This is a genomic window from Bradyrhizobium sp. USDA 4461 (genome assembly GCF_054055655.1).
In genome coordinates this window covers 6,266,704-6,293,508 of the sequence record NZ_JBSRXM010000001.1, presented here as the reverse complement: position 1 = coordinate 6,293,508, position 26,805 = coordinate 6,266,704, and the positions used below count along the sequence as shown (strand labels likewise).

19 protein-coding genes, 2 tRNA genes and 1 pseudogene are annotated in these 26,805 nt (G+C 64.8%); 8 read left to right on the top strand and 14 right to left on the bottom strand.

Going from position 1 to position 26,805, the window contains the following annotated elements:
• Nucleotides 1–15 precede the first annotated feature (15 nt).
• Nucleotides 16–300, bottom strand: a complete 285-nt coding sequence (locus ACVINW_RS29515) for a hypothetical protein (protein WP_456754517.1) — start codon at nt 298–300, stop codon at nt 16–18.
• A gap of 279 nt (nt 301–579) precedes the next feature.
• On the opposite strand from ACVINW_RS29515, the gene ACVINW_RS29510 reads away from it, so the two are divergent.
• Nucleotides 580–789: a PRC-barrel domain containing protein gene (locus ACVINW_RS29510; RefSeq protein WP_456756533.1), complete on the top strand. Its 210-nt coding sequence runs from the start codon at nt 580–582 to the stop codon at nt 787–789.
• Between the two features lie 146 nt (nt 790–935).
• Here ACVINW_RS29510 and ACVINW_RS29505 read toward each other — a convergent pair.
• Both ACVINW_RS29505 and ACVINW_RS29500 read right to left on the bottom strand, forming a co-directional pair.
• Nucleotides 936–1,010, bottom strand: a tRNA-Val gene (locus tag ACVINW_RS29505).
• An 80-nt stretch (nt 1,011–1,090) separates the two neighbouring features.
• Entirely contained in the window at nt 1,091–1,495 is a 405-nt protein-coding gene (locus ACVINW_RS29500; protein ID WP_456754516.1) for a GFA family protein, read from the bottom strand.
• A gap of 168 nt (nt 1,496–1,663) precedes the next feature.
• Here ACVINW_RS29500 and ACVINW_RS29495 point away from each other — a divergent pair, with 168 nt between their 5' ends.
• Both ACVINW_RS29495 and ACVINW_RS29490 read left to right on the top strand, forming a co-directional pair.
• A complete protein-coding gene (locus ACVINW_RS29495) occupies nt 1,664–2,332 on the top strand; it encodes a GntR family transcriptional regulator (protein ID WP_456754515.1) in 669 nt (222 codons plus the stop codon).
• A 1-nt stretch (nt 2,333) separates the two neighbouring features.
• Nucleotides 2,334–3,546: pseudogene (locus ACVINW_RS29490) on the top strand (MFS transporter).
• 89 nt (nt 3,547–3,635) lie between these two features.
• Here the strand turns inward: ACVINW_RS29490 and lon are convergent.
• From lon to ACVINW_RS29465, 5 genes are all read right to left on the bottom strand, one after another.
• A complete protein-coding gene (gene lon / locus ACVINW_RS29485) occupies nt 3,636–6,065 on the bottom strand; it encodes an endopeptidase La (protein ID WP_456754514.1) in 2,430 nt (809 codons plus the stop codon).
• A gap of 321 nt (nt 6,066–6,386) precedes the next feature.
• On the bottom strand, nt 6,387–7,661 hold the full coding sequence (gene clpX / locus ACVINW_RS29480) for an ATP-dependent Clp protease ATP-binding subunit ClpX (protein ID WP_018271869.1): 1,275 nt from the start codon (nt 7,659–7,661) through the stop codon (nt 6,387–6,389).
• 443 nt (nt 7,662–8,104) lie between these two features.
• A complete protein-coding gene (locus ACVINW_RS29475) occupies nt 8,105–8,740 on the bottom strand; it encodes an ATP-dependent Clp protease proteolytic subunit (RefSeq protein WP_076857756.1) in 636 nt (211 codons plus the stop codon).
• Nucleotides 8,741–8,984: 244 nt separating this feature from the next.
• On the bottom strand, nt 8,985–10,349 hold the full coding sequence (tig, locus tag ACVINW_RS29470; protein ID WP_456754513.1) for a trigger factor: 1,365 nt from the start codon (nt 10,347–10,349) through the stop codon (nt 8,985–8,987).
• A 167-nt stretch (nt 10,350–10,516) separates the two neighbouring features.
• Nucleotides 10,517–10,601, bottom strand: a tRNA-Leu gene (locus tag ACVINW_RS29465).
• Between the two features lie 135 nt (nt 10,602–10,736).
• On the opposite strand from ACVINW_RS29465, the gene ACVINW_RS29460 reads away from it, so the two are divergent.
• The 4 genes from ACVINW_RS29460 to ACVINW_RS29445 all read left to right on the top strand — a co-directional run bounded on the left by ACVINW_RS29460 (nt 10,737) and on the right by ACVINW_RS29445 (nt 14,994).
• Nucleotides 10,737–12,071 carry a multicopper oxidase family protein gene (locus ACVINW_RS29460; RefSeq protein WP_456754512.1) on the top strand — a complete coding sequence of 445 codons (1,335 nt, stop codon included), beginning with the start codon at nt 10,737–10,739 and terminating at the stop codon, nt 12,069–12,071.
• An 18-nt stretch (nt 12,072–12,089) separates the two neighbouring features.
• Entirely contained in the window at nt 12,090–13,175 is a 1,086-nt protein-coding gene (locus ACVINW_RS29455) for an enolase C-terminal domain-like protein (protein ID WP_456754511.1), read from the top strand.
• Nucleotides 13,176–13,233: 58 nt separating this feature from the next.
• Complete coding sequence (locus tag ACVINW_RS29450; RefSeq protein ID WP_456754510.1) at nt 13,234–14,166, top strand: hypothetical protein; 933 nt, start codon at nt 13,234–13,236, stop codon at nt 14,164–14,166.
• A gap of 117 nt (nt 14,167–14,283) precedes the next feature.
• Entirely contained in the window at nt 14,284–14,994 is a 711-nt protein-coding gene (locus ACVINW_RS29445; protein WP_456754509.1) for a hypothetical protein, read from the top strand.
• Between the two features lie 132 nt (nt 14,995–15,126).
• Here the strand turns inward: ACVINW_RS29445 and ACVINW_RS29440 are convergent, their stop codons facing one another.
• Nucleotides 15,127–19,293: an autotransporter domain-containing protein gene (locus tag ACVINW_RS29440; protein ID WP_456754508.1), complete on the bottom strand. Its 4,167-nt coding sequence runs from the start codon at nt 19,291–19,293 to the stop codon at nt 15,127–15,129.
• A gap of 185 nt (nt 19,294–19,478) precedes the next feature.
• Here ACVINW_RS29440 and ACVINW_RS29435 point away from each other — a divergent pair, with 185 nt between their 5' ends.
• Nucleotides 19,479–20,501, top strand: a complete 1,023-nt coding sequence (locus ACVINW_RS29435) for an AraC family transcriptional regulator (RefSeq protein WP_456754507.1) — start codon at nt 19,479–19,481, stop codon at nt 20,499–20,501.
• 137 nt (nt 20,502–20,638) lie between these two features.
• Here the strand turns inward: ACVINW_RS29435 and ACVINW_RS29430 are convergent, their stop codons facing one another.
• The 5 genes from ACVINW_RS29430 to ACVINW_RS29410 all read right to left on the bottom strand — a co-directional run bounded on the left by ACVINW_RS29430 (nt 20,639) and on the right by ACVINW_RS29410 (nt 26,690).
• Nucleotides 20,639–21,472 (bottom strand): tetratricopeptide repeat protein, encoded by an 834-nt coding sequence (locus tag ACVINW_RS29430; RefSeq protein WP_456754506.1) that lies wholly within the window; start codon nt 21,470–21,472, stop codon nt 20,639–20,641.
• Between the two features lie 138 nt (nt 21,473–21,610).
• Entirely contained in the window at nt 21,611–23,029 is a 1,419-nt protein-coding gene (locus ACVINW_RS29425) for an MFS transporter (RefSeq protein WP_456754505.1), read from the bottom strand.
• 57 nt (nt 23,030–23,086) lie between these two features.
• Nucleotides 23,087–24,460, bottom strand: a complete 1,374-nt coding sequence (locus tag ACVINW_RS29420; protein ID WP_456754504.1) for an LLM class flavin-dependent oxidoreductase — start codon at nt 24,458–24,460, stop codon at nt 23,087–23,089.
• A 39-nt stretch (nt 24,461–24,499) separates the two neighbouring features.
• Complete coding sequence (locus tag ACVINW_RS29415; protein WP_456754503.1) at nt 24,500–25,699, bottom strand: CaiB/BaiF CoA transferase family protein; 1,200 nt, start codon at nt 25,697–25,699, stop codon at nt 24,500–24,502.
• Nucleotides 25,689–26,690: an HpcH/HpaI aldolase/citrate lyase family protein gene (locus ACVINW_RS29410; protein ID WP_456754502.1), complete on the bottom strand. Its 1,002-nt coding sequence runs from the start codon at nt 26,688–26,690 to the stop codon at nt 25,689–25,691. Before ACVINW_RS29410 ends, ACVINW_RS29415 begins: the two co-directional genes overlap by 11 nt.
• Between the last annotated feature and the right edge of the window lie 115 nt (nt 26,691–26,805).

The following is a 26,805-nucleotide window of genomic DNA, read 5'->3' as shown; positions in this document are numbered from 1 at the left end:
ATCCGCAGACGGGAATCATTTGGCGGCTGCGCTGGTCGGCTTGGCCTGCTTCGGTGCGGCGGTCTTCGCGGCAGCGCCCTTGGGCGCGTCATTGCTGCGCGCAATGCCCCACGGGTCGGACGGCTTCTGGTCCGGCACGCCGCTCAGCGCACGCTGATAGGCGCGCTGCTGCCGCGCCTCGTTGGCCAGATCCGCCGGTGATTTCTCGACCTCTTCGCGATAGCGCTGGACGTGGTCGGCCTGCGCGAGTGCTGGTCCGGCAATCATGGTGAGAAGAAAAATCGCGGCGAGTTTGCGCATGCATCAAGTTCCCGGTTAGGCGGGGAAGAATAGCATCGCAGCCGCGTCGGCATCAAACCCACATCGCATCGCGCCGGCAGGAACCGCTCTCAGGCGAAAGCGTGACTTTCGGCATCTTTTCCCCGATCGGAGACCAAATAGCCTTTGCACACCAGCGCGGAGCAAGCGCGATCCCGGCCACCCCACAACTACCCCGAGGCCGGGATCGCGCCCTCTCCGCGCGCGCATGGAGGCCGAGCCATGGCCTTGCTACGGAGAGCTCATCAGCCCGAGGCCGCCTTGCAGCTCGTGAAACACCGCGCCATCGTCATCCTGCGCGAGTACGTGCAAGTGGAGGCTGAGCTGGTTGGAAGGGCTGTGGTCCTTACCGATGGGACGGCGGGGACCGTCGCGGACGTGTTCCTAGACGAGTCCCATGGGCTGCGCATATCGATCAAGGGCCATATCGGGAAGTGGCCGATCTCGACGATCAAGATGCTTCAGCAATAGAGCGGCGGCGTATCAGAGATGGGAGAACCGGTCCGCCGCGCTCTTCGAGCTTCGGCGTGACAGCCTTCACCCTGCGGCACCGAACAAGCGGATGAATTTGTGCTCAAGGCTGGCTTGCCCAGCCGTAGCCCGTGAGGTGCGAAGGCTGGTGGGCGGTGAGAGGATCGAACTCCCGACCAATGGTGTGTAAAACCAGTGCTCTACCGCTGAGCTAACCGCCCTTGCCCGCGGCGCCTCTTTAGCCTCGCCTGCCCCCGAGGTGCAAGGCCGCAAAGTCTCGATCCGTGGGCTTCAATCCTTTTCAATCCGTGGACCGTGCCGGCAATCCCTGGAGATCGTTGATCCAGGGTGCAGCCGAGCGGCACCAGAGCTGGCGTCGCGGGGGCAATTGGCCGCGCTGGCGGATGCTGCCCCAGCGGATGCCCCAGTCGTCGGGGCCGCCATCCTCGCCGCTCGTGAACAGCGGCGAGCCGCAATCGCCGCAAAAATGCTGGAAGCGGATCCGGCCGTTATCGCCCCGCTTGCCGTACACCTTTGGCTGACGCCCGGTGAGGTGGACCTGCTCGGCGGCGCAGATCACCGTGACGCGATAGGGCGAGCCGGTCAGCGCCTGGCAGTCCGTGCAATGGCAGATCGACACGAGCTCGGGGTCGATCTCGGCCCGATAGGTCACCGCCCCGCAATGGCATTGCCCGTCGATCTGCATCCGCACTCTCCCAAGTCCGTCAGACAAAGTCACTCGCCGGACCCCGGTTCCACCAGCACGGCCGGGCCTCCGGCCTACCACGTCAGGGCGCAATGCTGGTATCCCGGATCGGCCTTGTTTGGGATACCAAACCGGGATACGCCGATCACCTGACGCAGGAACGGCGCCATGTCACAGATGCTGCAAATCCACGACCAGCTCCGGGAAATGATCCTCTCACTCGACCTCGGCCCCGGCGAACGGCTGACCGAGCGCTGGCTGGAGAGCCGGTTCGAGGGATCGCGCACTCCGATCCGCGCCGCGCTGGTGCGGCTCGAAGGCGAAGAGCTGGTCCGCCGCGACGGCCGCAACTGGATCGTCGCGCCGATCGACCTCGGTGAGCTCGAAGCGCTGGCCGAGTTCCGGATCCCGCTGGAGACGACGGCCGTCCGTCTCGCCTGTGCGCGCGCGAGCGCGGCCGACATCGCCGCGATCGAAGAGATGCTCGATGCCTGCCAGTCCGGCGCGCCGCGCGAGGAATGGCACCGGGTCGGCACGGATTTCCATGTCGAGATCGCGCGGCTCTCCGGCAACCCCTTCATCGTCAAGGCGATCAAGGGCGCCATGACCCGGCTGTCGCGGGCGCGCTGGCTCGAAGTGTGGACCGAACCGTCGCGCGAGCAGGCTTGGCGCGAGCACCGCCGCATCCTCGGCTTCATCGAGGCCAACGATCCGGAGGTCGCCGCGCGCGAAGCCGCCGATCATATCAAGGACACCCGCGATCGCCTGCTGCGTTCGCTGAACGAGGATCGCCGCGGCCTGCGGGCGCGCGGCTTCGCCGTGATCGGGCTGCGCTGACATGGATATGGAAGTCGATCGCGAAGCCCTGCTCGACGCGGGCCCCTGGAAGCGCAACCTGATCGTCTGCGTGTTCGGCTCCTTCACGACCATCGTCGGCATGACCCTGCTGCTGCCGTTCCTGCCGCTCTATGTCGAGCAGCTCGGCGTCACCGATCACGCCGCTATCGTGCAATGGTCGGGTATCGCCTATGGCGCAACCTTCTTCAGCGCGGCACTGACGGCGCCGCTGTGGGGCCGGCTTGCCGATCGCTACGGCCGCAAGCTGATGCTGATCCGCGCCAGCCTCGGCATGGCGATCGCGATGTCGCTGATCGGCATGGCGCATAACGTCTACGAGCTGGTCGGCTTGCGGCTGCTGACCGGCCTGCTCGGCGGCTACGCCTCGGGCTCGACCGTGCTGGTCGCGGCGCAGACGCCGAAGGCGCGGTCCGGCTGGGCGATCGGCGTGCTGTCCGCCGGCATCATGGCCGGCAGCCTGGTTGGTCCGTTGATCGGCGGCGTGCTGCCGAACCTGATCGGCATCCGCGCGACCTTCTTCCTGATCGGCGGCGTGATCTTCTTCACCTTCCTCGGCACCACCTTCCTGATCCGCGAGGAGCCGCGTCCGAAGACGGCTAAAGGTAGCAAATCGCGCGGCGGCTGGGCGCTGGTTCCGGACAAGCGCCCCGTCATCGCGATGTGGGGAACCGGCCTGCTGCTGATGATCGCCAACATGTCGATCGAGCCGATCATCACGGTCTATGTCGCCCAATTGGTCGAGGCGCCACAGGTCACGTTCGTGGCCGGGCTCGTGATGTCGGCTGCGGCGTTCGGCAGCCTGTTGTCGTCGTCGCATCTCGGCAAGCTCGCCGATCGCGTCGGCCACTGGCGGATCATCACCATTTGCCTTGCGGTCTCCGCGCTGCTCCTGATCCCGCAGGCTTTCGTGGTCAGCGGCTGGCAGCTGATCCTGCTGCGCTTCCTGATGGGGCTCGCGCTCGGCGGCCTCTTGCCCTGCATCGCCAGCGTGATCCGGCACAACGTCCCCGACGCCGTCACCGGCAGCATGCTCGGCTACTCGATCTCGGCGCAATATGCCGGCCAGGTGATCGGCCCGCTCGCCGGCGGATTCATCGGCGGCCATATCGGCATGGCGCGCGGTGTTCCTCGGGACCAGCGTGCTGATGGCGCTCGGCGCGCTCGGCAATTTCATGGTCGAGAAAAAAGAGTAGTCGGCCTCGACCGAGCCCCCTCGCTCGCAAACCGCCAAAACAAAAACGGCGCCCGAAGGCGCCGTTTTCTATTTCAACTGGAGCTCGCGTCAGTGCGCCGTCAGGCCGCCGGACGCTTCATCCGAAGCATCGGGCTTGACGTCGACCTTGCTGGTCTCCTCTTCCCAGACGATCGGCGCGGGCACGCGGACCAGCGCCTTGGCGACGACCTCATCCAGCCGCGAGACCGGGATGATCTCCATGCCGCCCTTGATCGCATCGGAAATCTCCGTGAGATCCTTGGCGTTGTCCTCCGGGATCAGCACAGTCTTGATACCGCCGCGAGCGGCAGCCAACAGCTTCTCCTTCAGACCGCCGATCGGCAGCACGCGACCGCGCAGCGTGATCTCGCCGGTCATCGCGACATCGTGGCGGACCGGAATGCCGGTCATGACCGAGATGATCGCAGTGGCCATCGCCACGCCGGCGGACGGACCGTCCTTCGGCGTTGCGCCCTCCGGCACGTGAACGTGGATGTCGCGCCGGTCGAACATCGGCGGTTCGATGCCGTAGGTGATCGCACGCGAGCGGACGTAAGACGCCGCCGCCGAGATCGATTCCTTCATCACGTCGCGCAGATTGCCCGTGACCGTCATCTTGCCCTTACCGGGCATCATGACGCCTTCAATGGTCAACAGCTCGCCGCCGACATCGGTCCAGGCCAGACCCGTGACGATACCGACCTGATCCTCGTCGTCGATCTCGCCGAAGCGATACTTCGGAACGCCGAGGAACTCTTCGATATTCGCCTCGGTGACCTTCACCGACTTCTTCTTGGAGATCATCAGCTCCTTCACCGCCTTGCGGGCGAGTGTGGAGAGCTCGCGCTCCAGGTTACGCACGCCCGCTTCGCGGGTGTAGCGGCGGATCATCAAGAGCAGGGCCGCGTCGTCGATCGACCATTCCTTGGAGTCCAGACCGTGCTTGGAGAGCGCGCTCGGGATCAGATGCTTGCGCGCGATCTCGACCTTCTCGTTCTCGGTGTAGCCGGCGATCCGGATGATCTCCATGCGGTCCATCAGCGGGCCCGGAATATTCAGCGTATTCGCGGTCGTGATGAACATCACGTTGGACAGGTCGTAGTCGACCTCCAGGTAATGGTCGTTGAAGGTCGAGTTCTGCTCGGGGTCGAGGACCTCGAGCAGCGCCGACGACGGATCGCCGCGGAAATCGGCGCCCATCTTGTCGATCTCGTCCAGCAGGAACAGCGGGTTCGAAGTCTTCGCCTTGCGCATCGACTGGATGATCTTGCCGGGCATCGAGCCGATATAGGTGCGACGGTGACCGCGGATCTCGGCCTCGTCACGCACGCCGCCGAGCGACACGCGCACGAACTCGCGCCCCGTAGCCTTGGCGATCGACTTGCCGAGCGAGGTCTTGCCGACGCCGGGAGGCCCGACCAGGCACAGGATCGGTCCAGTCAGCTTGTTGGCGCGCGACTGCACCGCGAGATACTCGACGATGCGGTCCTTGACCTTCTCGAGCCCGTAGTGATCGGAGTCCAAGACCGCCTGCGCGGCCTCGAGGTCCTTCTTGACCTTGGACTTCTTGCCCCACGGGATCGACAGCAGCCAATCCAGATAGTTGCGCACGACGGTCGCTTCCGCGGACATCGGCGACATCTGGCGCAGCTTCTTCAGCTCGTGCTGGGCCTTCTCGCGCGCTTCCTTGGACAGCTTGGTCTTGGAGATCTTCTCCTCCAGATCGGCCAGCTCGTCGCGACCTTCGTCGTCGCCGAGCTCCTTCTGGATCGCCTTCATCTGCTCGTTCAGGTAATACTCGCGCTGGGTCTTCTCCATCTGGCGCTTGACGCGCGAGCGGATGCGCTTCTCGACCTGCAGCACCGAGATCTCGCTCTCCATCAGGCCGAGCACCTTCTCCAGGCGCTGCGTGACGGACAACGTCTCCAGGATGCCCTGCCGATCGGCGATCTTGACCGCGAGATGCGAGGCGACGGTGTCGCCGAGCTTGGCGAAATCGGTGATCGCCTGGACCACGCCGACGACCTCGGCGGAGATCTTCTTGTTCAGCTTCACATAGCTTTCGAAGTCGGACACCACCGACCGCGCCAGCGCCTCGGCCTCGACCGAGTTGGCGTCCGTGTCGGCGAGCGCAACCGCGGTCGCCTCGTAATATTCGCTGCGGTCGGAATACTTCTCGACCCGCGCGCGCTCGAGGCCCTCGACCAGCACCTTCACGGTGCCGTCGGGCAGCTTCAGCAGCTGCAGGACGCTGGCGAGCGTACCGGTCTCGTAAATTGAATCGGGAGCCGGATCATCGTCGGACGCGTTCTTCTGCGTCGCGAGCATGATCAGCGCGTCGTTCTTCATCACCTCTTCGAGGGCGCGGATCGATTTCTCGCGGCCGACGAACAGCGGCACAATCATGTGCGGGAAGACGACGATGTCGCGGAGCGGCAGCACCGGATAGGAGTGGCTTTCGCCGTGGACGATCGTTGGCCGGGGTTTTGAAGTCGTCATGGCCTATTCCTTTTGTTTTGCCCCCTTGCACGCAGTCCGCCTGCTTGCGCAACCGCCACAAGGTGCCTTGGTGATCCGGAACGAGAATGCCGTCAGCAGCCGCTTATTCCGCATCGTGAAGCGACGAATCTCAACGCGTGAGACCCCTCGCTGATAGCATTAGGTGGCTATCCGGCAGGGGGGTGTCAAGTCCGAGAAGTGCCGGGAAATATAGGCTAAACAAGCATTTGCGGCTACGCCGCAAGAGCGCTGCTGCTGCGCCACAGCGGCCGCCGGATCGCCCGGCAGCCGTGCATTTTTGGCGGGTCGGAGACCGCGCTCTTACGCGCTCGCGCTGCTCTCGACGGCGCGGTCGGAACGATCCGCGTAGATGTAGAGCGGACGCGCCGTTCCCTCGACCACTTCGCGCGAGATCACGACTTCCTCGACGCCTTCCAGGCCCGGAAGGTCGAACATGGTCTCGAGCAGGATGCTCTCCAGGATCGACCGCAGGCCGCGCGCACCGGTCTTGCGCTCGATCGCCTTGCGGGCGACCGCGCCAAGCGCCTCGTCGGCGAAGGTCAGCTCGATGTTCTCCATCTCGAACAGCCGCTGGTACTGCTTCACCAGCGCGTTCTTCGGATCGGTCAGGATCTTCTTCAGCGAGGTCTCGTCGAGGTCCTCCAGCGTCGCGACGACGGGCAGACGGCCGACGAATTCCGGAATCAGGCCATACTTCAACAGGTCTTCCGGCTCGACGTGACGGAAGATCTCACCGGTACGGCGGTCCTCCGGCGCAAGCACCTGCGCCGCGAAGCCGATCGAGGTCGAGCGGCCGCGCGCGGAGATGATCTTCTCGAGGCCCGAGAACGCACCGCCGCAGATGAACAGGATGTTGGTGGTGTCCACCTGCAGGAACTCCTGCTGCGGATGCTTGCGGCCGCCCTGCGGCGGGACCGAGGCCACCGTGCCTTCCATGATCTTCAGCAGCGCCTGCTGGACGCCCTCGCCCGACACGTCGCGGGTGATCGAGGGATTGTCCGACTTGCGGCTGATCTTGTCGATTTCGTCGATGTAGACGATGCCGCGCTGCGCACGCTCGACGTTGTAGTCGGCGGCCTGCAGCAGCTTCAGGATGATGTTCTCGACGTCCTCGCCGACATAGCCGGCCTCGGTCAGCGTCGTCGCATCGGCCATGGTAAACGGAACGTCAAGGATGCGCGCCAGCGTCTGCGCCAGCAGCGTCTTGCCCGAACCGGTCGGACCGATCAGCAGGATGTTCGACTTCGCGAGCTCGACGTCGTTGTGCTTGGTCTGATGGTTGAGCCGCTTGTAGTGGTTGTGGACGGCGACCGACAGCACCTTCTTGGCATGGCTCTGGCCGATCACGTAGTCGTCCAAAACCTTGCAGATCTCCTTCGGCGTCGGGATGCCGTCGCGCGACTTCACCAGCGAGGACTTGTTCTCCTCGCGAATGATGTCCATGCACAGTTCGACACACTCGTCGCAAATGAAGACAGTCGGTCCGGCAATCAGCTTGCGAACTTCATGCTGGCTCTTGCCGCAGAACGAGCAGTATAGCGTGTTCTTGGCGTCGCTCGTGCCGACCTTACTCATTCATTATCTCCGTCCGCCGTTCGATCTTGTTTGCCAGATCGACCCAATCCGGCACAAAACCGGGGTCTTGGGTAGATAGAGCAAATTCCGTACCAAAAAAGACCCTACGCAATACTGACCGTTGCAATCACGGTTTATTCGAATCTCCGCGATCATAGTCGATGCATTACAGCCAACCATGCTGGCATCCGACTATCAAGAATTCGCTAATCGGATGGCCGGCTCAAGACCGTGACAATACCGTGATTTTCCACGACCGCACGTGGAATACACGTCGAAATCCACGGAACGTTGCGGGATTACCACGCCGGCCAATGAGCACGAAAGCGGAACTTTCCGCTCCCGCCCATGCACTTGCGGGGTACTCCGCCGTCCCCCGCTTTGCCGGGTATGTGAGGCGTCAATGTGGTGGTCACACCAACGCCTCGGGATCTCTGCCAGGATCAGGCGGCCTTCGCGGAGGCCGGATCCTCGGGACGCTTGTCGATCACCTTGTCGACGAGGCCGAACGCCTTGGCGTCCTCGGCGGTGAGGAACTTGTCGCGCTCGAGCGCGTCCTCGATCGCCTTGTAGGTCTGGCCGGTGTGCTTCACGTAGATCTCGTTGAGGCGCTTCTTGAGATTCAGGATCTCCTGCGCGTGCAGCATGATGTCGGTGGCCTGGCCCTGGAAGCCGCCGGAGGGCTGATGCACCATGATGCGGGAATTCGGCAGCGTGAAGCGCATGTCCTTCTCGCCGGCTGCCAGCAGCAGCGAGCCCATCGAGGCCGCCTGCCCCGTGCACAGCGTCGACACCGGCGGACGGATGAACTGCATCGTGTCGTAGATCGCAAGGCCCGACGTCACCACGCCACCCGGCGAGTTGATGTACATCGAGATTTCCTTCTTCGGATTCTCGGCCTCGAGGAACAGGAGCTGCGCGACGATCAGCGTCGACATGCCGTCTTCCACCGGGCCGGTGACGAAGATGATGCGCTCTTTCAAGAGGCGCGAGAAAATGTCGTAGGCGCGTTCGCCGCGATTGGTCTGCTCGACGACCATCGGCACGAGGTTCATGTAGGTTTCAACGGGATCGCGCATGGAAGAACCCAGGGGTTAGGGGTGATGCAGAACTTTGCTCAAGACGACACTTTGCTCAAGACGACTTGGCTTAACGCTTAACCCAGATATGGGCCAATTTCCGGCCGACAAGACCGGGCAGCTGGCCGCACTACCCATCTGGGCAGGTCGCAGGAGTTCAAGCTGATTCGCGTCCGCACGCCTAGCGACGGGAGCCGTCGCGAGGCGCGCTTTCGCGGTTCATCATTAACGCGAGGTGCCGGAATTAAGCGGCAGTTTTCTCGGCGTCGTCTTCATCCTTGAACAGCTCTTCCTTGGTGACCTTCTTCTCGGTCACATTGGCGAGCTCGAGCACGAAGTCGACGACCTTGTCCTCGTAGATCGGGGCGCGGAGCTGGGCCAGCGCCTGGGCATTGCTGCGGTAGTAGTCCCAGACTTCCTTCTCGCGGCCGGGCGTCTGGCGCGCGCGCTCGATCACGGCACGCGACACCTCGTCGTCGGTCACGGTGATCTTGTTCTTCTCGCCGATCTCCGACAGCACGAGGCCGAGGCGGACGCGGCGGTCGGCGATCTTGTGGTACTCTTCCTTGGCCGCTTCCTCGGTGGTGTTCTCGTCGGCGAAGGTCTTGCCGGACGAGTCCATCTCGGCCTTGATCGAGTTCCACATCAGGTTGAACTCTTCGGCGACAAGCGACGGCGGCGCCTCGAATTTGTGGCTCTCGTCGAGGCGGTCGAGCAGCGCGCGCTTGACCTTCTGGCGGGTCGCGCCGGCGAACTCGGCCGTCAGGCGCTCGCGCATCAGCTCCTTCAGCTTGTCGAGCGACTCGAGGCCCAGCGTCTTGGCGAACTCCTCGTCGACCGTGACCTCGCCGGGCGCCTCGATCAGGGTCGCGGTGGTCTCGAACTCGGCCGGCTGGCCGGCGAGCTTTTCGTTAAGGTAGTTCTTCGGGAACGGCACCATCAGCGTGCGGGTCTCGCCCGCGCCGATGCCGGTCAGCTGCTCCTCGAAGCCCGGAATGAACTGGCCGGCGCCGAGCACGACCTGGATGCCCTCGCCGGTGCCGCCCTCGAAGGCCTCACCGTTGATGGTGCCCTTGAAGTTGATGGTGACGCGATCGCCCTTCTCGGCCTTGGCCCCCTCGGCCTTGGCGTTGTACGGGCGGCTACCCTCGGCGATCCGCTTGATGGCATCGTCGACGTCGGCGTCGGAGACCTCGACCACCGGCTTCTCGACCGAGAACGACTTGAAATCGGCGAGCTGGATCGGCGGCACGACTTCGATCGCGACGGTGTAGGTCAGGTCGGTCTTGCCCGACAGCAATTCCTCGACCTCGGCCTTCTCGGTCGGCATCGTGATCTTCGGCTCGCCGGCGAGGCGGAAGCCGCGATCCTCGAAGATCTGCCGGTTGGTGTCGCTGATGGTCTGGTCGATGGTCTCGGCCATCACCGAGCGGCCGTAGATCTTCTTCAGATGCGCCACCGGCACCTTGCCCGGACGGAAGCCGTTGAGACGGACCTTGTCCTTGAGGTCGACCAGCTTGGCGCCCGCCTTGGCATCGAGATCGGATGCCGGAACGCTGATCTTGAATTCGTGCTTCAGTCCCTCGTTGAGGGTCTCGGTGACCTGCATGGTATCAATCTTCTTCCGCTTTTGCCGCGGCTTGAAGCAGCCGTGACAGTGTTCAATCTGTGCGACGCTTAAGCCTTGCGGCCTGACGTCTGTGGGTTCGGCGAACCCTCGACCCCTTCGGGGCCCAAGGTTCTCCAAGAAATCGTCATGCAAACGCTGTAAGCGCTTGGTGCGGGCGGAGGGACTCGAACCCCCACAACTTTCGTCACTGGAACCTAAATCCAGCGCGTCTACCAGTTCCGCCACGCCCGCGCGAAAAGCATCCAGTCCGGCCGCGATGCCGCGGGCGGCCGGGCTTATAACATGCGCCCACCGGTTCGCAGCAAAAAAATGGCCACTGGAGAGCCCGCCCTGCGACCGATCGCGACTGGACAGGTACCCTCTAAAATGGTCCGCATCGGCCGGATGGCAAGTCCCGCAACACGTCCCGAATTTTCGCTCACCCGGCGCCACCTGATGGCCGCGCTCGGCGCCGCGGCGCTTTGCCCGGCATGGCCTGCGACCGGCTCGGCACAGGGCCGCGCCGCGGTCGCGCTGGTGGCCAAAACCGACCGCATCGCGCTGCGTCCGGACGGCCCGGAAACCCCGGTCTGGTCGCTCGGCAGCGGCGAGCTGCGCTTCAAGCGCGGCGAGCTGCTCGATGTGACCTTTGGCAACGAGCTGCCGGTCTCGGCCGCGCTCGATTGCCGCGGGCTCGATGGCATCCCGGCCGCGGAGCCGCTGGCCTCGCGGGCGCCCCTCGCCACAGGAGCAAAGGATACCTTCCAGCTGCCGCTCCGCCATGCCGGCACCTTCCTGTGCACGCCGCTGCTCGGCGATGGCGGAGCGGCGCCGACGCGGCCGCGCCCGCTGATCGTCACCGGCGCTTCCCCGGTCGCGGTCGATCGCGACGAGGTCTTGCTGATCGAGGAATGGCGCCTGCGGCCGGACGGCAGCGCGATCCCGCCCGGCAGCGATCCCAAGGATTCGACGCCAATTCATACAATTAACGGCAAAATCTCATACGAGATCTCGGCACCGGCCAATACCCGGCTCAGACTCCGCTTCATCAATGGCAGCCAACGCAGCGTGCTGGCGGTCAAGCTGGAGAACCTCGACGTCCGGGTGATGGCGATCGACGGCCAGCCGGCCGAACCGTTTTCGGCCCGCAACGGTGCCCTGGTGCTGGCTCCCGGCAGCCGTACGGATGTATTTGTCGACGCGGCCGGGCCGGCCGGAACCGGCTTTCCGATCCTGCTGCATGACGGCAAGCAGGCGCGCCCGGTCGGCAAGCTCATCGTCTCGAACGAACCGCCGATCCGGCCGGCGCCGTTCCCGCCCGCGCCGCCGCTGCCGGGTAACGACATGCCGGCCGCGCTCGACCTCAAGAGCGCCGCACGATTCGATCTCGCGCTCGGCATGCCGACCGATTGGTTCCGCCCTGCGGAGTTCAAGCCGTCGGCCGCGCCGGCGTTTCAGGCCAAAGCCGGCCGGCCGGTGGTGCTGGCGCTGACCAACCGCGGTGCGATCGCCAGCGTCTTTCGCCTGCACGGCCACCACTTCCGTCTGCTCGATCGGCTCGACGACGGCTGGAAGCCGTTCTGGCTCGACACGCTCGCGATCGAGCCCGGCCAGACCCAGCGCATCGCCTTCCTCGCCGAGTATCCCGGCCGCTATCTGATCGAGCAGGTCGCAGCCGATTGGGCCGCGCCCCGGCTCGTCCGATGGTACAGTGTCCAATAACAACAAGGGGAAACGTCCATGGGCCAGACAGTTGCGGCGATCCGCGGAGTGAAGGCGCGAAGCGTCGTGGTGCCGCTCAAGCGTCCGGTGAAGAACGCCTTCGGCGTGATCGATTCCGGCCCGCTGTTCCTGATCGATGTCGAGACCGATCAAGGTGTTACCGGCCGTACCTACATCTTCGCCTACAGCAAGCTCACGCTTAACCCGCTTTGTTATCTGATCGAGGAGATCGGCCGCGAGCTCATCGGCAAGCCGGTCGCGCCGTTCGACCTGATGAAGGCGATGGACGCCAGGTTTCGGCTGCTCGGCTCGCAAGGCCTGGTCGGCATGGCGGTGTCCGGCCTCGACATGGCCTATTGGGACGTGCTCGGCCAGCTCGCCGGCCGGCCGCTGGTCGAGCTGCTCGGCGGCTCGGCAAAGCCGATCAGGGCCTATGACAGCTACGGCGTGGTCGATCCGGTGGCTGACGAGCGCGCGCTGCGCCGTTCGCTCGACCAGGGTTTTCGCGGCATCAAGATCAAGGGCGGCGACGGCGATGCCGCCAATGACGAGCGCGTCGTCAAGGGCGTGCGCGCCCTGCTCGGTCCCGACATCGCGCTGATGATCGACTTCAACCAGTCGCTCGATCCGGCGGAAGCGACCCGCCGCATCGCCCGGCTTGCCCCCTACGATCTGCACTGGATCGAGGAGCCGGTGCCGCAGGAAAGCCTGTCCGGCCACGCCAAGGTCCGCGAGACCTCGCCGACGCCGATCCAGGCCGGCGAGAACTGGTGGTTTCCGCGCGGCTTCGCCGAGGCTGTCGCCGCCGGCGCATCCGACTTCATCATGCCCGACGTGATGAAGGTCGGCGGCGTCACCGGCTGGATGCAGGTCGCGGGACAGGCCGATGCCGCCTCGATCCCGATGTCGAGCCATCTGTTCGCCGAGGTCAGCGCGCATCTGCTGGCGGTGACGCCGACCGCGCACTGGCTCGAATTCCTCGACTTCGCCGGCGCGATCCTCACAAGGCCCGCCGAGATCATCGATGGCGCGGTGACCGCGCGCGGTCCGGGGCTCGGCATCGAGTGGAACGAGCCGGCGGTGGCGAAATATCTGGTAAGCTAGATTCGATCCAGTCTCATCGCGCTTTGGCGCGTCGAAATGGGTGAGGAGCCCGGAGGTCGTGCCAGTTTCCCCGCGCCTTTCGACCACCTCATTCGGCAAGTCCCTGGTGTTGTCGAGGCTCGTCCTGACCGGCCTGATCGCCGCATGCCTCACCGGACCGGCGTCCGGCAAGGATCGCGACGACGACAGCGGCAACTCGAACGCGGCGCCGAATATCTATCTCGATTTGCGGACAAGCTACGCAACGGTGCCGGCCGGCGCCCTGCCGGTCGGTTTCGGCAGCCCGGCTCTCTTCAGCGCGCTGCAGTCGCTCGCGCTTGCCAGGGGCGGCTCGCTTCCCGCGAGCGTACCCCTGCCATCCCGCCAATCGCTTGCCGTCGATTTCCCCTTGACGGTGGATGTCTCCGATACGGTCTCGCTCTACGCCGGCATGTCCGGCACGACGACCTACGGGCCGGCGCAGGGTTGGTCACCCTTCGACGCCACCAGTTGGAACGTCGGGTTCCAGGCGGACCTCTACAGTCAGAACGGCGGCTCGATCCCGACCATCACCTGGCAATCGACGTTCACCCAGACAATCCCGAACGGGCCGACGGCCACGACGACCTTCAACAACATTCTCGAGTTCGACTACGCCTTCGATGAGGACGCGACACGGGGAATGCTGGCGGGCATCCAGGACACCCGCGTCGAGGTCGCGACCGCGTTGGCCAGGATCCATCCGAACGTCATCGGCTATGTCGGCGGCTATTATCAGTGGCCGAGCAATTGGAAATTCACCGGCCGCGCCGGCGTGCAATACTTTGGCGGCGCGCAGCTCCTGAGCTTCGCGCCGATCCAGTCCTTCACCCAGCCCATTCTCAGGCTCGATCTCGATCGGATGGACGACAACGACAATCGTCTGTTCGGGGTCACGGCCCAGATCATATGGGTACCGAAGCCATCCTATCAGCTGACGCTGAGAACGCCGCTTTATCTCGTGCGCAAGTGATGCAGCCTGCCCTGTCGCAATCATAAATCGGCGAATGGGCGGCGGCTGCCCACCGGCGATCATGCGCTTCACCTTTGGCACGCATTGATGTAGGCCAACAAGACATCGGAGCGCCCAATGTCCACCACCAACAAGCTGACGCTCAAATTCCGTTGTCCGGCGGAGCTTGAGGGACTGATTCCGCGGCCTATCCCAGCGGCCCAGGGCGTTCCCGACTGGCTCAAGGCGATGCCGGCGACGGCGTTCTCCTCGATCAACCTGCACGACGAGGACACCATCAAGCGCTGCCCGCCATTCGTCGATGCGATGACCAGCGGATTCCTGCTGCCGCTGGTCTGCGATCTCAAGATCGAGGACGGCGAGATCACCTGGGACCACGACCTGCCGCCGGGAGGCACGCCCGAATTCCCGCGCTCGCCGATCGGATTTCACGACCCCGGTCAGGTCACCGGCACCCCGCTGTTCGAAGAGGGACGCTTCTTCCTCAAATTCCACAATCTGTGGACCGTCGAAGCTCCCGAAGGCTACGCGGTCTACTTCACGCATCCCGTCAACCGGTTCGACCTGCCGTTCACCACGCTCACCGGCCTGGTCAATTCCGATCTCTATGCCGACAATTGGGTGCATTTCCCGGCATACTGGCACGATAAGAATTTCAGAGGCGTCCTGCCCAAGGGGACTCCGATCGCGCAGTGCATTCCGGTGAAGCGCGACAGCTGGACCGCGGAGGCATCGCCGTTCACCACGGATGAAGCCAAGCGCGTCGGCGAATTTCGCGGCGAGCTCAAGCGCGAGCCCAACCTCTACCGCAGAAAATTCAGGGCCTAGTGTGCTGAATGCGAAGTTCGTGTGATCTCGCGGCTGCCATTTTCACGAACTTGGCATTCATAAAGCACACTAGAATCATAAGTTTGGTAGTGCCCTTGAATTTTGAAGTTCGCTCCCTTGGCGATCCTTACATTACCACGCACAGCGCACGATGGCCTTGCTTGCGTAAGAGCGCGTGACATTCGAGAACTCACCCTCGAACGTCGCAGCGGCCGACCAGCCGTTCGTCCATTTCTTCTCGATCGACGCCGTGGTGAGTGCGGAGTCCGAAGCCTGAGCGGCGCCGTTGACGACGAAGCTTGCGCCCGGCAGCGCCTGGAAGGTCGCGGCGATCGAACGATCCGGATCAAAGTCATGCGCCCAGGCAAGGCGCCCGCGCAGCGTCAGCGCGCCATCGCGAAGCGCGAACGACTTGTCTGTGCGGAAACCTAATTCGCTACGCGTGTCGGTCGGACTTCTTGCGCCATAGGTCAGCGCGAAGGCTGACGCGCCTGAGATCACCTGCTCGGCATAAGAAGGCACATTGAACGTGGTGAACTGCGCGGCCGCATAGGGCGTCAGCCCAGCCCCGCTCCATGGTTCGAGGAAGCGATACCCGCTCTCGATGCGTCCGGACCAAGCATTGGCATTGAACTCCGCGCGCAGATGATCGACAGCCGAGATCGTCACGATGCGATCGGTGGTGACGTCCTGCCAGCCGTAGGCAAGTGCTGCCGAGATGTAGGCTGGTCCATGGGTGTGGCGCAGATAGGCGCCGGCCTGGAACAGGTCGGAGCGTCCTGAGCCGAGGCCATTGACGCTGAAGTTCGTGCCACCGCCGGCGAGTGCAAAGCCGGCGAGCGTATAGGGCGAGAACAGATAGTCAGCGCCGATCGCCGTGCCCGAGATCGAACTGATGCTCTTATTCGAGCCGACCAGCGCATTGCCGTCGGTCGATTGCGAGCCGCCAAATCCTGCCGCCCACACGCTCCAGCGCCGCTCGAAGCTCGCCGGCGGCGCTTTGGTGAACATCGCGAAGGCCTCGTTTCGATTTCGGCCGGCGTAGGCGCTCAGCTCCTCATCCTCCGCAGAGCTGGACGCAGGCGACGTCAGACCCGAACGGCCGTTCCGCTGCAGGAACGGATCAGTCAACAGCCCCATAAAGAGGTTCATCGCGTCGAAGGTCGTCTGCTGCGATGAGGTGCCGATCTCGCCGGAGATTTGCGTGAGGCCCGCCGGCGTCAGCGCGCCGTAGATCAGCGGGATCGTGCCATTGACGTCAAAGAAACTTGTCAAGGCGTTCGCAACCGCCTGCTGGTTGCCGTTGAGACCGCCGGGAAGGGCGAAGTTCGACACGCCGGGAGGGACGAAGTCCAACACCAGATTGAGATAGGCATTGTTGGCGTCGGAGCTCAGCGTCGTGTGGAAGTCGGTCGGCAGATTGGTGGTGACCACCGTCGGACCGAAAGTACCGCTGACCCCACCCCCCGCGGTCAAAATCGTGTACTGCTTGGCAACATAGCTGCCGCTGGCGAACACCGCATTCACAGTGGCGCCGCCGAGAGTTGCGGCGCCCGTGATGGTCGCAAATGATGCTGTCGACGGGTTGACCTGGACAAAATACAGCGCACCGGACTGGAAGACGAGATTGCCGGCGATCGTCATCGAGGTGCCCGGCGTGCCGTTGCCCGGTGCGAAGCTGCCCCCGGACATGATCGTGGTTGTCACAGGACCGACCACGCCCGTTCCCGACAGCGTGCCACCGGCGTTGACGTTCACGCTTGTCGCATTGGCGATCGTGCCGTCGACCTGGAATGTGCCTTGATCGATGCTCCAGGATGCGGCGGCATTGGTGGTGCCCGTCAGCCTCCATGTGCTGGTGCCCGTCTTTTCGACGTTCGAAAAGCCCTGATACTGCGCCGAGGGTCCAATGCTTGAGATGTCCAAGCTGCTGTTGCTCGATCCGCCCAACCGCAGCGTGTCGGTGCCGGTGCCGACCACGTTGCCGGTGATGGTCGAGCCGGCCTGCAGCTCCAGCACATTGCTGCCGCCCGTGAAGGTGATCGCATTCGCACGCGTCATACCATCTCCGCCAAGGCCGCCCGAGATTGACCCGGCATTGATGACCGTCAGATTGGCTCCCGTGATGCCATCTCCGCCCGCGCCGTCGGCACCCAGATTTGTTCCCGTCGCACCGATCCCTCCATTGCCGCCGACGATTGCTGCGGTGGCCGTGTTGGCGAGCGTTCCGCCTTGAGCGAGCGAGGCGCCGATGCCACCCGCTCCGCCGTTGCCTCCAAATGTGCCCGTCCCACCGTTGCCACCACCACCGCCCGTGATAGCGCCCGAATTGGTGATGGCGCCGGTTTGACCAAGCGACGCGCCGAGACCGCCCGCTCCGCCATTTCCTCCAATCGAGGCCTTTCCACCGTCGCCACCGCGACCGCCCGTGATAGCACCTGAATTGGCGATGGCGCCGGCTTGACCAAGCGATGCGCCGGTACCGCCGCGGCCGCCGGCGCCGCCATTAAGAGAACCATCGTTGCCGGCAGCGCCATCGCCGCCCGCGATCGTAGCGGTCGGCATGTTGCGCACGACCCCACCGAGGGCGAGCGATGCACCGGCTCCGCCATTCCCGCCGTTTCCGCCATTCAGACCTCCAAATTCACCGGCCCCTCCGGCTCCGCCGGCCACTGTTCCAGAATTGGTCAATTCCCCATTGCCAGTGATGAAGATGGCTGCTCCGCCTGCTCCCCCGCCTCCTCCATTCAGACTTGATCCCAGTCCACCAGTTCCTCCGGTCCCGCCGGCCACTGTTCCAGAATTGGTCAATTCGCCGTTGCCGGTGACGAAGATGGCTGCTCCGCCAGCTCCCCCGCTTCCTCCACTGTTACCGACGCCATATCCACCACTCCCCCCTTGCCCACCGCTGACCGTTCCGAAATTGGTCAATTCCCCGTTGCCCATGACCGATACCGCTGCGCCACCCGTTCCACCGGATGCACCAAACTCGTTGATACTCGAGCCACCCGTGCCGCCGTTGCCGCCGGCGATCGTCCCACGATTCGTTGCGGTCGCGCCTTGAGCAAAGACTGCACCCGCGCCACCGTTGCCGCCGATTCCGGCGCGGCCGTTGTTCTGGTCAAGTCCCGCTGCGCCGCCGTTGCCACCGGTGAGGATGCCTAGGTTGTTCAGCGACCCGGTGTTGGCAAAGAAAACGCCAATTCCACCTGCGCCGCCGGCGCCATTGTCGCTTCTAGCGTCGATGTAATGACCAAACGCGTCACCGCCTGCACCGCCGGAGCTTCCCGCGACAGTGCCGTTGTTGATGAGCGCACCACCCGCTTGAAAAGCGACTCCGGTTCCCCCGCCGCCGCCAGCGCCTCCGCTGCCACCAAAGTCAACGAATGCTCCTCCTCCGCTCCCGCCAGCCCCCCCGATCAGGGAATGTCCGCTGCTCAGCGTGATGGTTGCACCGGCCGCCGTTACGGTAACGCCATTTCCTCCGGCGCCGCCCCCTCCTCCACCTGCAGTCACAGAGTCCAAAATATCGCTCTGGGTCGCAGGAGCATCGCCGCCAACGCCACCGGCACCGCCAGAATGATCGGCACCATAGACGGTGCTGATCGAAGCGACACTTCCATCGGCGCCGCCACCGCCGCCGCCGCCGCCGCCACCTCCGGACGGCTGGCTCGCTCCGGCCCCGCCAGCGCCGTTGTTGACACCGACCTGGCCAGCCACGCCGCCGCTGCCTCCATTTCCGGAAGGCCCATTCCCGCCATTTCCACCCGCGGCATTCGCACCGCCGCCACCGCCACCGCCGGCGCCCCAATCGCCTGGGCCGACGTTGCCCCCCGCCTCACCTGCAACCCCATAGGCGCCACCGGCACCGCCAGCAGTAGCGGCTTTGCCTCCGTTGCCACCGGCGGTTTGCGCACAGACAGAAGCCGACAGAGCGATGGTCAGGATCAGCGCCAGCGCGAGCGTGGTCGAACCGAGGCGAGATACGCAGCGCCCTACGACACGGCCAGGGCAATAGGACACACGCATGCTCGCTCCGAAATTCATCCGCCGTCCCTTCGAGCATCGGCGGGCCAAGGCGTAACAGGTCAAGACATTGCGCGCTGTGCCCAGCGTCTCAGCCGCAGATTCGAAAATGGAGTGATGCGCAAACGACACATGGTTCGCGCCGCCCGGTGGGCAGATGCGAATGAGCGCTTTGAGCCTGATTACCTGGGCTCGCCCGCCGAGCAGCAGCAGCGGCCGACCCTTGCTGCGCGAGCAGAGATCGGTTCGACAGGAAGCCTTCATCGGAACCATCGGTCCGCTGCCGCCCCTGATGCCGGCAGCGTTGCGCACAAGTCCCAGGAGAGCCGTCGGCTTAAAAAACCACGAAAGCCTCGCCGTTCAAGCAATTGTCAACTTGCTCTTCGTCTTGCGATCGCCTGGGATGCAAGGATGCAAATGTCATGGTAAGTGGCCAAATCCAAGCCGGAAATGCATGCATGTCCTCGATGTTACAAGGCCGGGGTAGCCAAGTCCTGCAGCAACTGCGCGAACGAACGAAGGGCGTTTCCGAAATCATCCCGCTCGCCTCGGAAAACGATTTCGAATTATCGTCGCGATCGATCTGGGTGCCGTTGAAGGCGGGAGGCGCATTGCTGATCGAGACCGCCACGACCGGCGTTCGATACGAGCGTACAGCGGCGGACGTCGCCAGCGGAGGTGTTGACGTCTTTCAGATCGCCGAGTGCGTGGAAGGAGAAATGGCCTTCACCTCCGGCCGCCGCGAATTGACAGTTCGCCCGCGCGACATATTTCTCGTCGACATGGCACGACCGAGCCGGACGATTCTGATCGAAGGCTGCAACCGTCGCTGCCGTGTCCGGACGTTGGTGCTGCCACGGTCGGTCCTGGCACCGCGGCTGGCCCACCCCGATTCTGCAACGGGCATTTTGTTGTCCGCAGGAAGCCGGCAGGCGGTCTCCCCTTTGACGTCCCAATACGCGGAACTGTGGCGGATCGCCGAGACAAGCGAGGGCGCTCCTGCTGCGTTGATCGACGTCATCGCTGATCTCGTCGCCGAAGCGGCTGGAAGCTCCGCTGATGCGGCGGGCGATGTCGAACCTGCCGATCGCGAGCTATTCCTGGCCATGATCAAACGATACATCGAAAGTCATCTTGAGACCGAGCCGCTCGGCGCAGAAGATCTGTGCGGCCGGTTCGGCATTTCGCGGGCAAGCCTCTACCGGATGTTCAAGCCCGAGGGCGGCCTTGCGGCTTACGTCCAGGACCAGCGATTGAATCTCGCCATGAGGCGGCTCGCTGAACCGGATGGAAAGAACATCCGGCTGCTCGATCTTGCGATCAGTCTGCGCTTCAGCAGCGATTCCACCTTCGTGCGGGCGTTCCGTCGCAAGTTCGGATTGACGCCGGGCGAGATACGGGAGACGTCGCACGCCTGGACGAACGAGGTTGCCCGCTCAACCCCCTTGCTGGGCGCGATGCACAGGTTCGCCCGGCGCTGACATCGGCAATGTCGACGTCGATCCATTGTTGCTGCGCGGCCTCTTGATGCATTGGCAGGATTACGGATTACGGTGACACTGCTGGACTGCACTTAACTCATTTAACTTGGAGCACGACGGGGTGTCGTCCGCTGCGCTCAGCCTGCGTCACCACCGAGGAATTTCGCGGCCGCGCGCTGCGAGAAGAAGAAGCGGCCATGCGACCCCGCGGCCATGACGAATGCCGCGCGTCCCAATAGCTGGGGCTGCCCCCGGACGACGGCACGCAGCGCCGCCTCGGCTGCGCCGCGCTCACCCTGTTCGAACAGGGATGACGCGAGATGGGCACGGGTCAAGCGGTCGTCCGGATACAGCGCGAGCGCGCGGCGCAGCGCATCCGCGGCCGCGGCGTAATCACCATGAAGGATCAGGACTCGCCCGAGCTGGCTAAGGACGTCGGGACGTTCCGGTGCAGCACGATGCGCGGCAGTGAGGACGCTCACAGCCCGCTCGATCCGGCCGGCATCGTGCAACAGGCGCCCCAAATCGTACTTCAGGTCGACGCTGTCAGGAGCCAGCGCAAGGGCGGCCTCGATCGTGCCGATCGCCTCGTCGTAGTCACCGGCCTTGGCGAGCTGGCCGGCGAGTTCCCGGAACGAGGGGAGGTATGGCGGCCGGCGCGCTGCCGTGCGGCGAAGCTGCGCAATCCCGTCCGGCGCGCGACCCGCGCCACACAGCAACGCGCCAAGCAGGGTTTCAACCTCGCCGTCCTCGCCGCGGCGCGCAACCCGCTCGAGCGGCGCGATCGCCTCGTCGCCTCGCTTCTGCCCCATCAGTGCATGCGCCAGCAGCAGCGCGGCGTGCCGGTCCGTGCGGTTCGATTTCAGGATGTTGGTCGCGATCTGCTCGGCCTGAGCAAACTGCTGCGCCCGCAACGCCAATGCGCCTTGTTGCAGCGCCTGAGCAAGGAAATTGTTCTGCCTGCCACTCACGAGCGAGATTCACGGTGCCGAGGGAATTTCCTGCGCGTTTAGCCCGCATCCCGCGACGCGTCCACCAAAAGTATCGTGAGACATGGCCACGAGCCGATGTTCGCATGCACGGATCATGCGGACATCACGCGCTTGATTTCACTCGCCGCCGGCGATCGTTCCGGGGCTCGGTTGCAGCTTGCCGCGTGCCTGCGCGAGCGGCCCCTCAGCGTCCATCGCCTCCGGCCGCAACGCCTCCAGCGGACGCTTGCGGGTCTCGATGCCGAGTACGGCGACCGCGACCGCCTGCACCACCAGCAGCCCGGCCACCACCGAGACGACGCCGGTGACGCCGAACCTCGTGAACAGCTCGACCACGGCGAACGGCGTGACGATCGACATCAGCCGGCCGGCCGTATTGCAGATGCCGGATCCGCGCATCCTGAGCTCGGTTGGGAACAGCTCGGGGATGTAGAGCCCCCAGGCCAGCGCCAGCATCACCGCCACAGTGAACACCAGCAGGAAGCCGATCACGACGAAGGCAACCGGATTGATGAACATCGGATAGATCAGCCCGAGCCCGGCCGCCGCGAGCGACAGCACGATCAGCGACGGCTTGCGGTCGATCTTCTCGCCGATCCACATGCCGGACAACGTGCCGAGCGGGCTGCCGAGCGTCATCAGCATGGTGTAGCCGAGCGACGACGACAGGTTGATGCCCTGCTTGACGAAGAAGGTCGGAATCCAGGCGATGAAGCCGTAGACCGCGGTGTTGAGCCCGATCAGGATCATGCAGCCGACGATGGTCCGCGCGATCAACGCGCGCGAGAACAGCCGCGTGAAGCTGGTATCGGGCCGGACCGGAGCGGGCTGATAGGCCGGGGTCGGCAGCGTCTCGCCGCTGCCGACCTCCTGCTCGATCGCAGCCAGCACGGCCTCCGCTTCCGCGCTCTTGCCTTGCGTCTCCAGCCAGCGCGGCGATTCCGGCAGCGAGCGCCGCAGGAACCACACGATCATCGCGCCGATGCCGCACAGCGCGAACATCCAGCGCCAGCCGAGATGCGGAATGACGACCCAGCCGACCAGCGTCGCGACGAACAACGCGCCGTTGGTGCAGGTCGCGAGCGCCGCGCCCCAGCGCCCGCGCTGCTGCGGCGGGATGAATTCGCTGAGCACGACATAGCCGACGACGATCTCGGCGCCGAGCCCGAGGCCCATCACGAAGCGCGCCGCGATCAGCCAGTTCATCGACGGCGCCAGCGTCGCCGCCAGCGCGCTGATGCCGAAGATCAGCAGGTTAGCCTGATAGGCGAACTTCCGTCCGAGGCGGTCGCCGGCAACGCCTGCCAGCCAGGCGCCGATCAGCATCCCGACAAACGTCGCCGAGATGAAGCGCGCATTCTGGGGGAGGTCCGAATATCCGGACTGGACCAGCGCGCCCAGGATGCTGCCGGCGAGGAAAATCTCGAAGCCATCGACGAACAGTCCGGCTCCGATCAGTGCGAAGATCCGGTAGTGAAATCCCGAGATCGGCAACCTGTCGAGCCGCCCACCCGCATTGACGCCTGTCGTGGTCAATTCTGCCTCCCTGATTTTGTTTTTTGATCGTTGTCTGCAGTGATGGTCGTGCCGGCATCATCCGGTCGAAACGCGCGCCTCCTCGCAGGCCTTGCTTGCATGCGCGGCTTGCGGTCGCGGCAAACCGAGGTTCTCGCGCAGGGTGTCGCCCTGGTACTCGCGCTGGAACAGGCCGCGGCGCTGCAGCTCGGGCACCACCAGGCGCACGAAGTCCTGGTAGGTGCCGGGCACATGGGTGGCGGCGACGACAAAGCCGTCACAGCCGCCTTCGGAGAACCAGCGCTCCATCTGATCGGCGACGGCCTTGGGCGAGCCGACGAAGGTCGGCAGTTCGGCGAGCGTCCCTCGACCGCTGAACTGGACGAAGTCGCGCGGGGTCGGGTTGGGCTTGCCGCAGAGATTCATGACGCGGTCGCGGATCGCCTGCAGCCCGCTGATCGAGGCCAGTTCATCCGACGTGAACGGCTCGTCCATTGGCTTGGCCGCGAAATCGTAGTTCAAGACCTCCGACAACAGCGTCAGCGCATCGATCGGCTTGGCGAGGGCGTCGATCGCCGCGAACTTGTCCTCGGCCTCGGCCTGGGTCTCGGCGACAACCGGGTAGACCGCCGGCGCGATGCTGATGTCCCTGCCCGTCTTCGCCAATGTTCCCTTCAAATCGGCATATTGCCGCTTGGCGATGTCGAGGGTGGGATAGATCACGAAGATCAGCTCACCCCAGCGCGCCGCGAAGGTCTTGCCGCGGCCGCTCTGCCCGGCCTGGATGATCACCGGATGCCCCTGCGGCGAGCGCGGCACCGTGAACGGCCCGCGCGAGCGGAAGAACTGCCCGTGATGATCGAGCCGGTGCACCTTCGCCGGGTCGGCGAACAGGCCGCTCTCGCGGTCAAAGCGGACCGCGCCGTCCTCCCAGCTGTTCCAGTGCCCGAGCACGACTTCCATGAACTCGTCGGCCCGGTCGTAGCGCAGATCATGGCTGAGATGCCGCGAGGCGCCGAAATTCGCCGCCTCGGAATCGTTCAGCGAGGTCACCACGTTCCAGGCGGCGCGGCCGCCCAGCAGCAGGTCCATCGTCGCGAACACCCGCGCGACATGGAACGGCTCGTAATAGGTGGTCGAGTAAGTCACGCCGATGCCGAGACGCTCGGTCGCCAGTCCCATCGTCAGCGCGACCGCAACCGGATCGAGCTTGGCCGCGCGCACTCCGTGGCGGACGGTCTCGCGGAAATCGTCGCCGAAGCGATCGGGGATCGCGAGCCGGTCGTCGAAGAAGGCGAGATGGAATTTGCCGTGCTCCAGCGTGCGGCCGATCTCCTGATAATACTCGCGCGAGAACCAGTTCGGTCGCGCCTCCGGGTGGCGCCAGGAGGCCGGATAGTTCGAGCAATTCTGGGCCTGCAGGAAGCCGATCAGTTTCATCTGCCTGGTCATGGCGTCGTTCCTTCGTGGCCGCAGGATAATGGGTTCATGTCAGATCACCCCGTCGTTGCGCAGCGCGGCGAGCGCCGCCGCCGTTGCGCCGGCAAGCGAGGTCAGGATTTCATCGGTATGCGCGCCGAGCGCCGCGCCGGCATGCTGGAACTGCGGCGGCGTGCGGGACATCTTCGGGATTGCGCTCGGCACCGCGATCGGCCCGGCACGCGACGGCACCTCGACGATATTGCCGCGGGCGCGGTACTGCGGATCGGCGAAGATGTCCGCGATGCTGTAGATCGGCCCGCACGGCACGTCATAGCGTTCGCATTCCGCAAGCGCCGTCTCGAGCGGCATGCTGCCGATCCAATCGGCGACCATGCCGTTAACCTCCTCGCGCCGCGCCAGCCGCCCGGCCATTGCCGCGTAGCGCGGATCGGTCGCAAGTTCGGGGCGCTGCATGGCTTGCGCCAGCCGCTCGAACATCTTGTCGCTCGAGCAGGCCAGCGCCACCCATTTGCCGTCGGCGGCCTGGTAATGGCTGTGCGGCACGACATTGACCGTGTCGGCGCCCAGCCGCTCGCGCACGAAGCCGGTCTTGGCAAACACGGTCGCCATCTCGTCGAGCAGGCGGAACACCGATTCATAGAGGGCGATGTCGACGACCTGGCCGTGTCCGGTCGCGTCCGCATGGCGCAGCGCCAACAGCACCCCGAGTGCGCCCCACAGCCCGGAGATATAATCCGCGAGCGAGGTCGAGCCCGGCATCACCGGCTGGCGTCCGGCTTCGCCGGCGAGATAAGCCAGTCCGCTGAACCCGTGGGCGATCCGGGCAAAGCCCGGCTTGTCGCGCAACGGGCCGTCCTGTCCGTAGGCGCTGATCCGCAGCATCACGAGCCTGGGGTTGATCTCGCGCAGCGCCTCGAAGCCGAGGCCCCATTTCTCCAGCGTGCCCGGCCGGAAATTCTCCAGTACCACGTCCGACTGGCGTACCAGCTCGCGGAACAGCGCGGCACCCTGCGCGTCCCGCAGGTCGAGCGTGACCGATTTCTTGTTGCGGGCCTCGCTGAGCCAGACGTAGCTGTCGCCGCATTCGCTCGGCGTGCCGAACCGCCGCAAGGGATCGCCTGTGCCGGGCTGCTCGATCTTGATCACCTCGGCGCCGAAGTCGGACAGCACGGTCCCGCAGAACGGCGCCGCCACGAAGGTCGCGATGTCGAGCACCCGAATGCCGGCCAGCGGCGGCTCATGCGACATTGCGCGCCCCCTCCCTGCCCGCCGCCGCGATCGCCTCGTGACGGTCGATGATCGCCTGCGCGCGCTTCAGCACCGCGAGGTCGATCAGCACGCCGTCCTGCCCGAAGGCGCCGTCGCCGCCGGCACTCGCGGATTGGATTTTGGCCGCGATCTCGCGCGCCCAGCCGATCTCCCGCGCGGTGGGCGAGAAAATTTCATTGGCGATCTCGAGCTGCGCGGGATGGATCGCCCATTTGCCTTCGAAGCCGAGCGCGGCCGCCCGCGCGGCGCTGGCGCGAAAGCCCGCGGCATCGCCGAAATTGGCGTAGGGGCCGTCGATCGCGCGCAGGCCGTGGGCACGGCAGGCGTTGGCGATGCGGGCCAGCGCGAAATGCCACTGGTCGTTCCAGTGCATCTGGCGCGCGCCGCCCTCGCCGGCATCGGTGAGCACCGCATAGCGCGGATCGGACGCGCCGATGATCTCGCCGCAGGTGCGCAGGTCGATCGAGTAATCGCCGATGCCGAAGATGACGGCCTCCAGCCGCTCCGACGCCTGCACGATGTCCTCGACATTGGCGAGGCCGAGCGTGGTCTCGATCAGGATCTCGATGCCGAGCGGCTTTGCGCGCGGGAACTCGCGTTCGAGCCCGGTCAGCAGCGCGTCGACGAAACGGACGTCGAAGGCGGTGCCGACCTTCGGCACCATGACGAGGTCGAGGCGCGGCGCGCGACTGACGATCTCGATGATGTCGCGATGCGCCCATTCGGTGTCGAGCCCGTTGATCCGCACCGCCAGCGTCTTGTTGCCCCAGTCGATCCGGTTCAGCGCCTCGATCGCGATCTCGCGCGCCTCGACCTTGCGCGGCGGTGCCACCGCATCCTCGAGATCGAGGAAGATGAAGTCGGCCGCGCTGTTCGCCGCGCGCTCGAAGAAGTGGGTGGAGGTGGCCGGAACCGCGAGCTCGGAACGCTGGACGCGGCGTGTCCGCGGCTTGGTGACGGTGAAGGACATGAAGCTTCTTTTCTGCATCGCGCCGCCGGATCGTCTCCCGCGGCCAATGCAATCATGCTAGATGTCCGACACTGATCTTTCTAACGAGATTATCTTAAGAACTATTCAGTTTGTC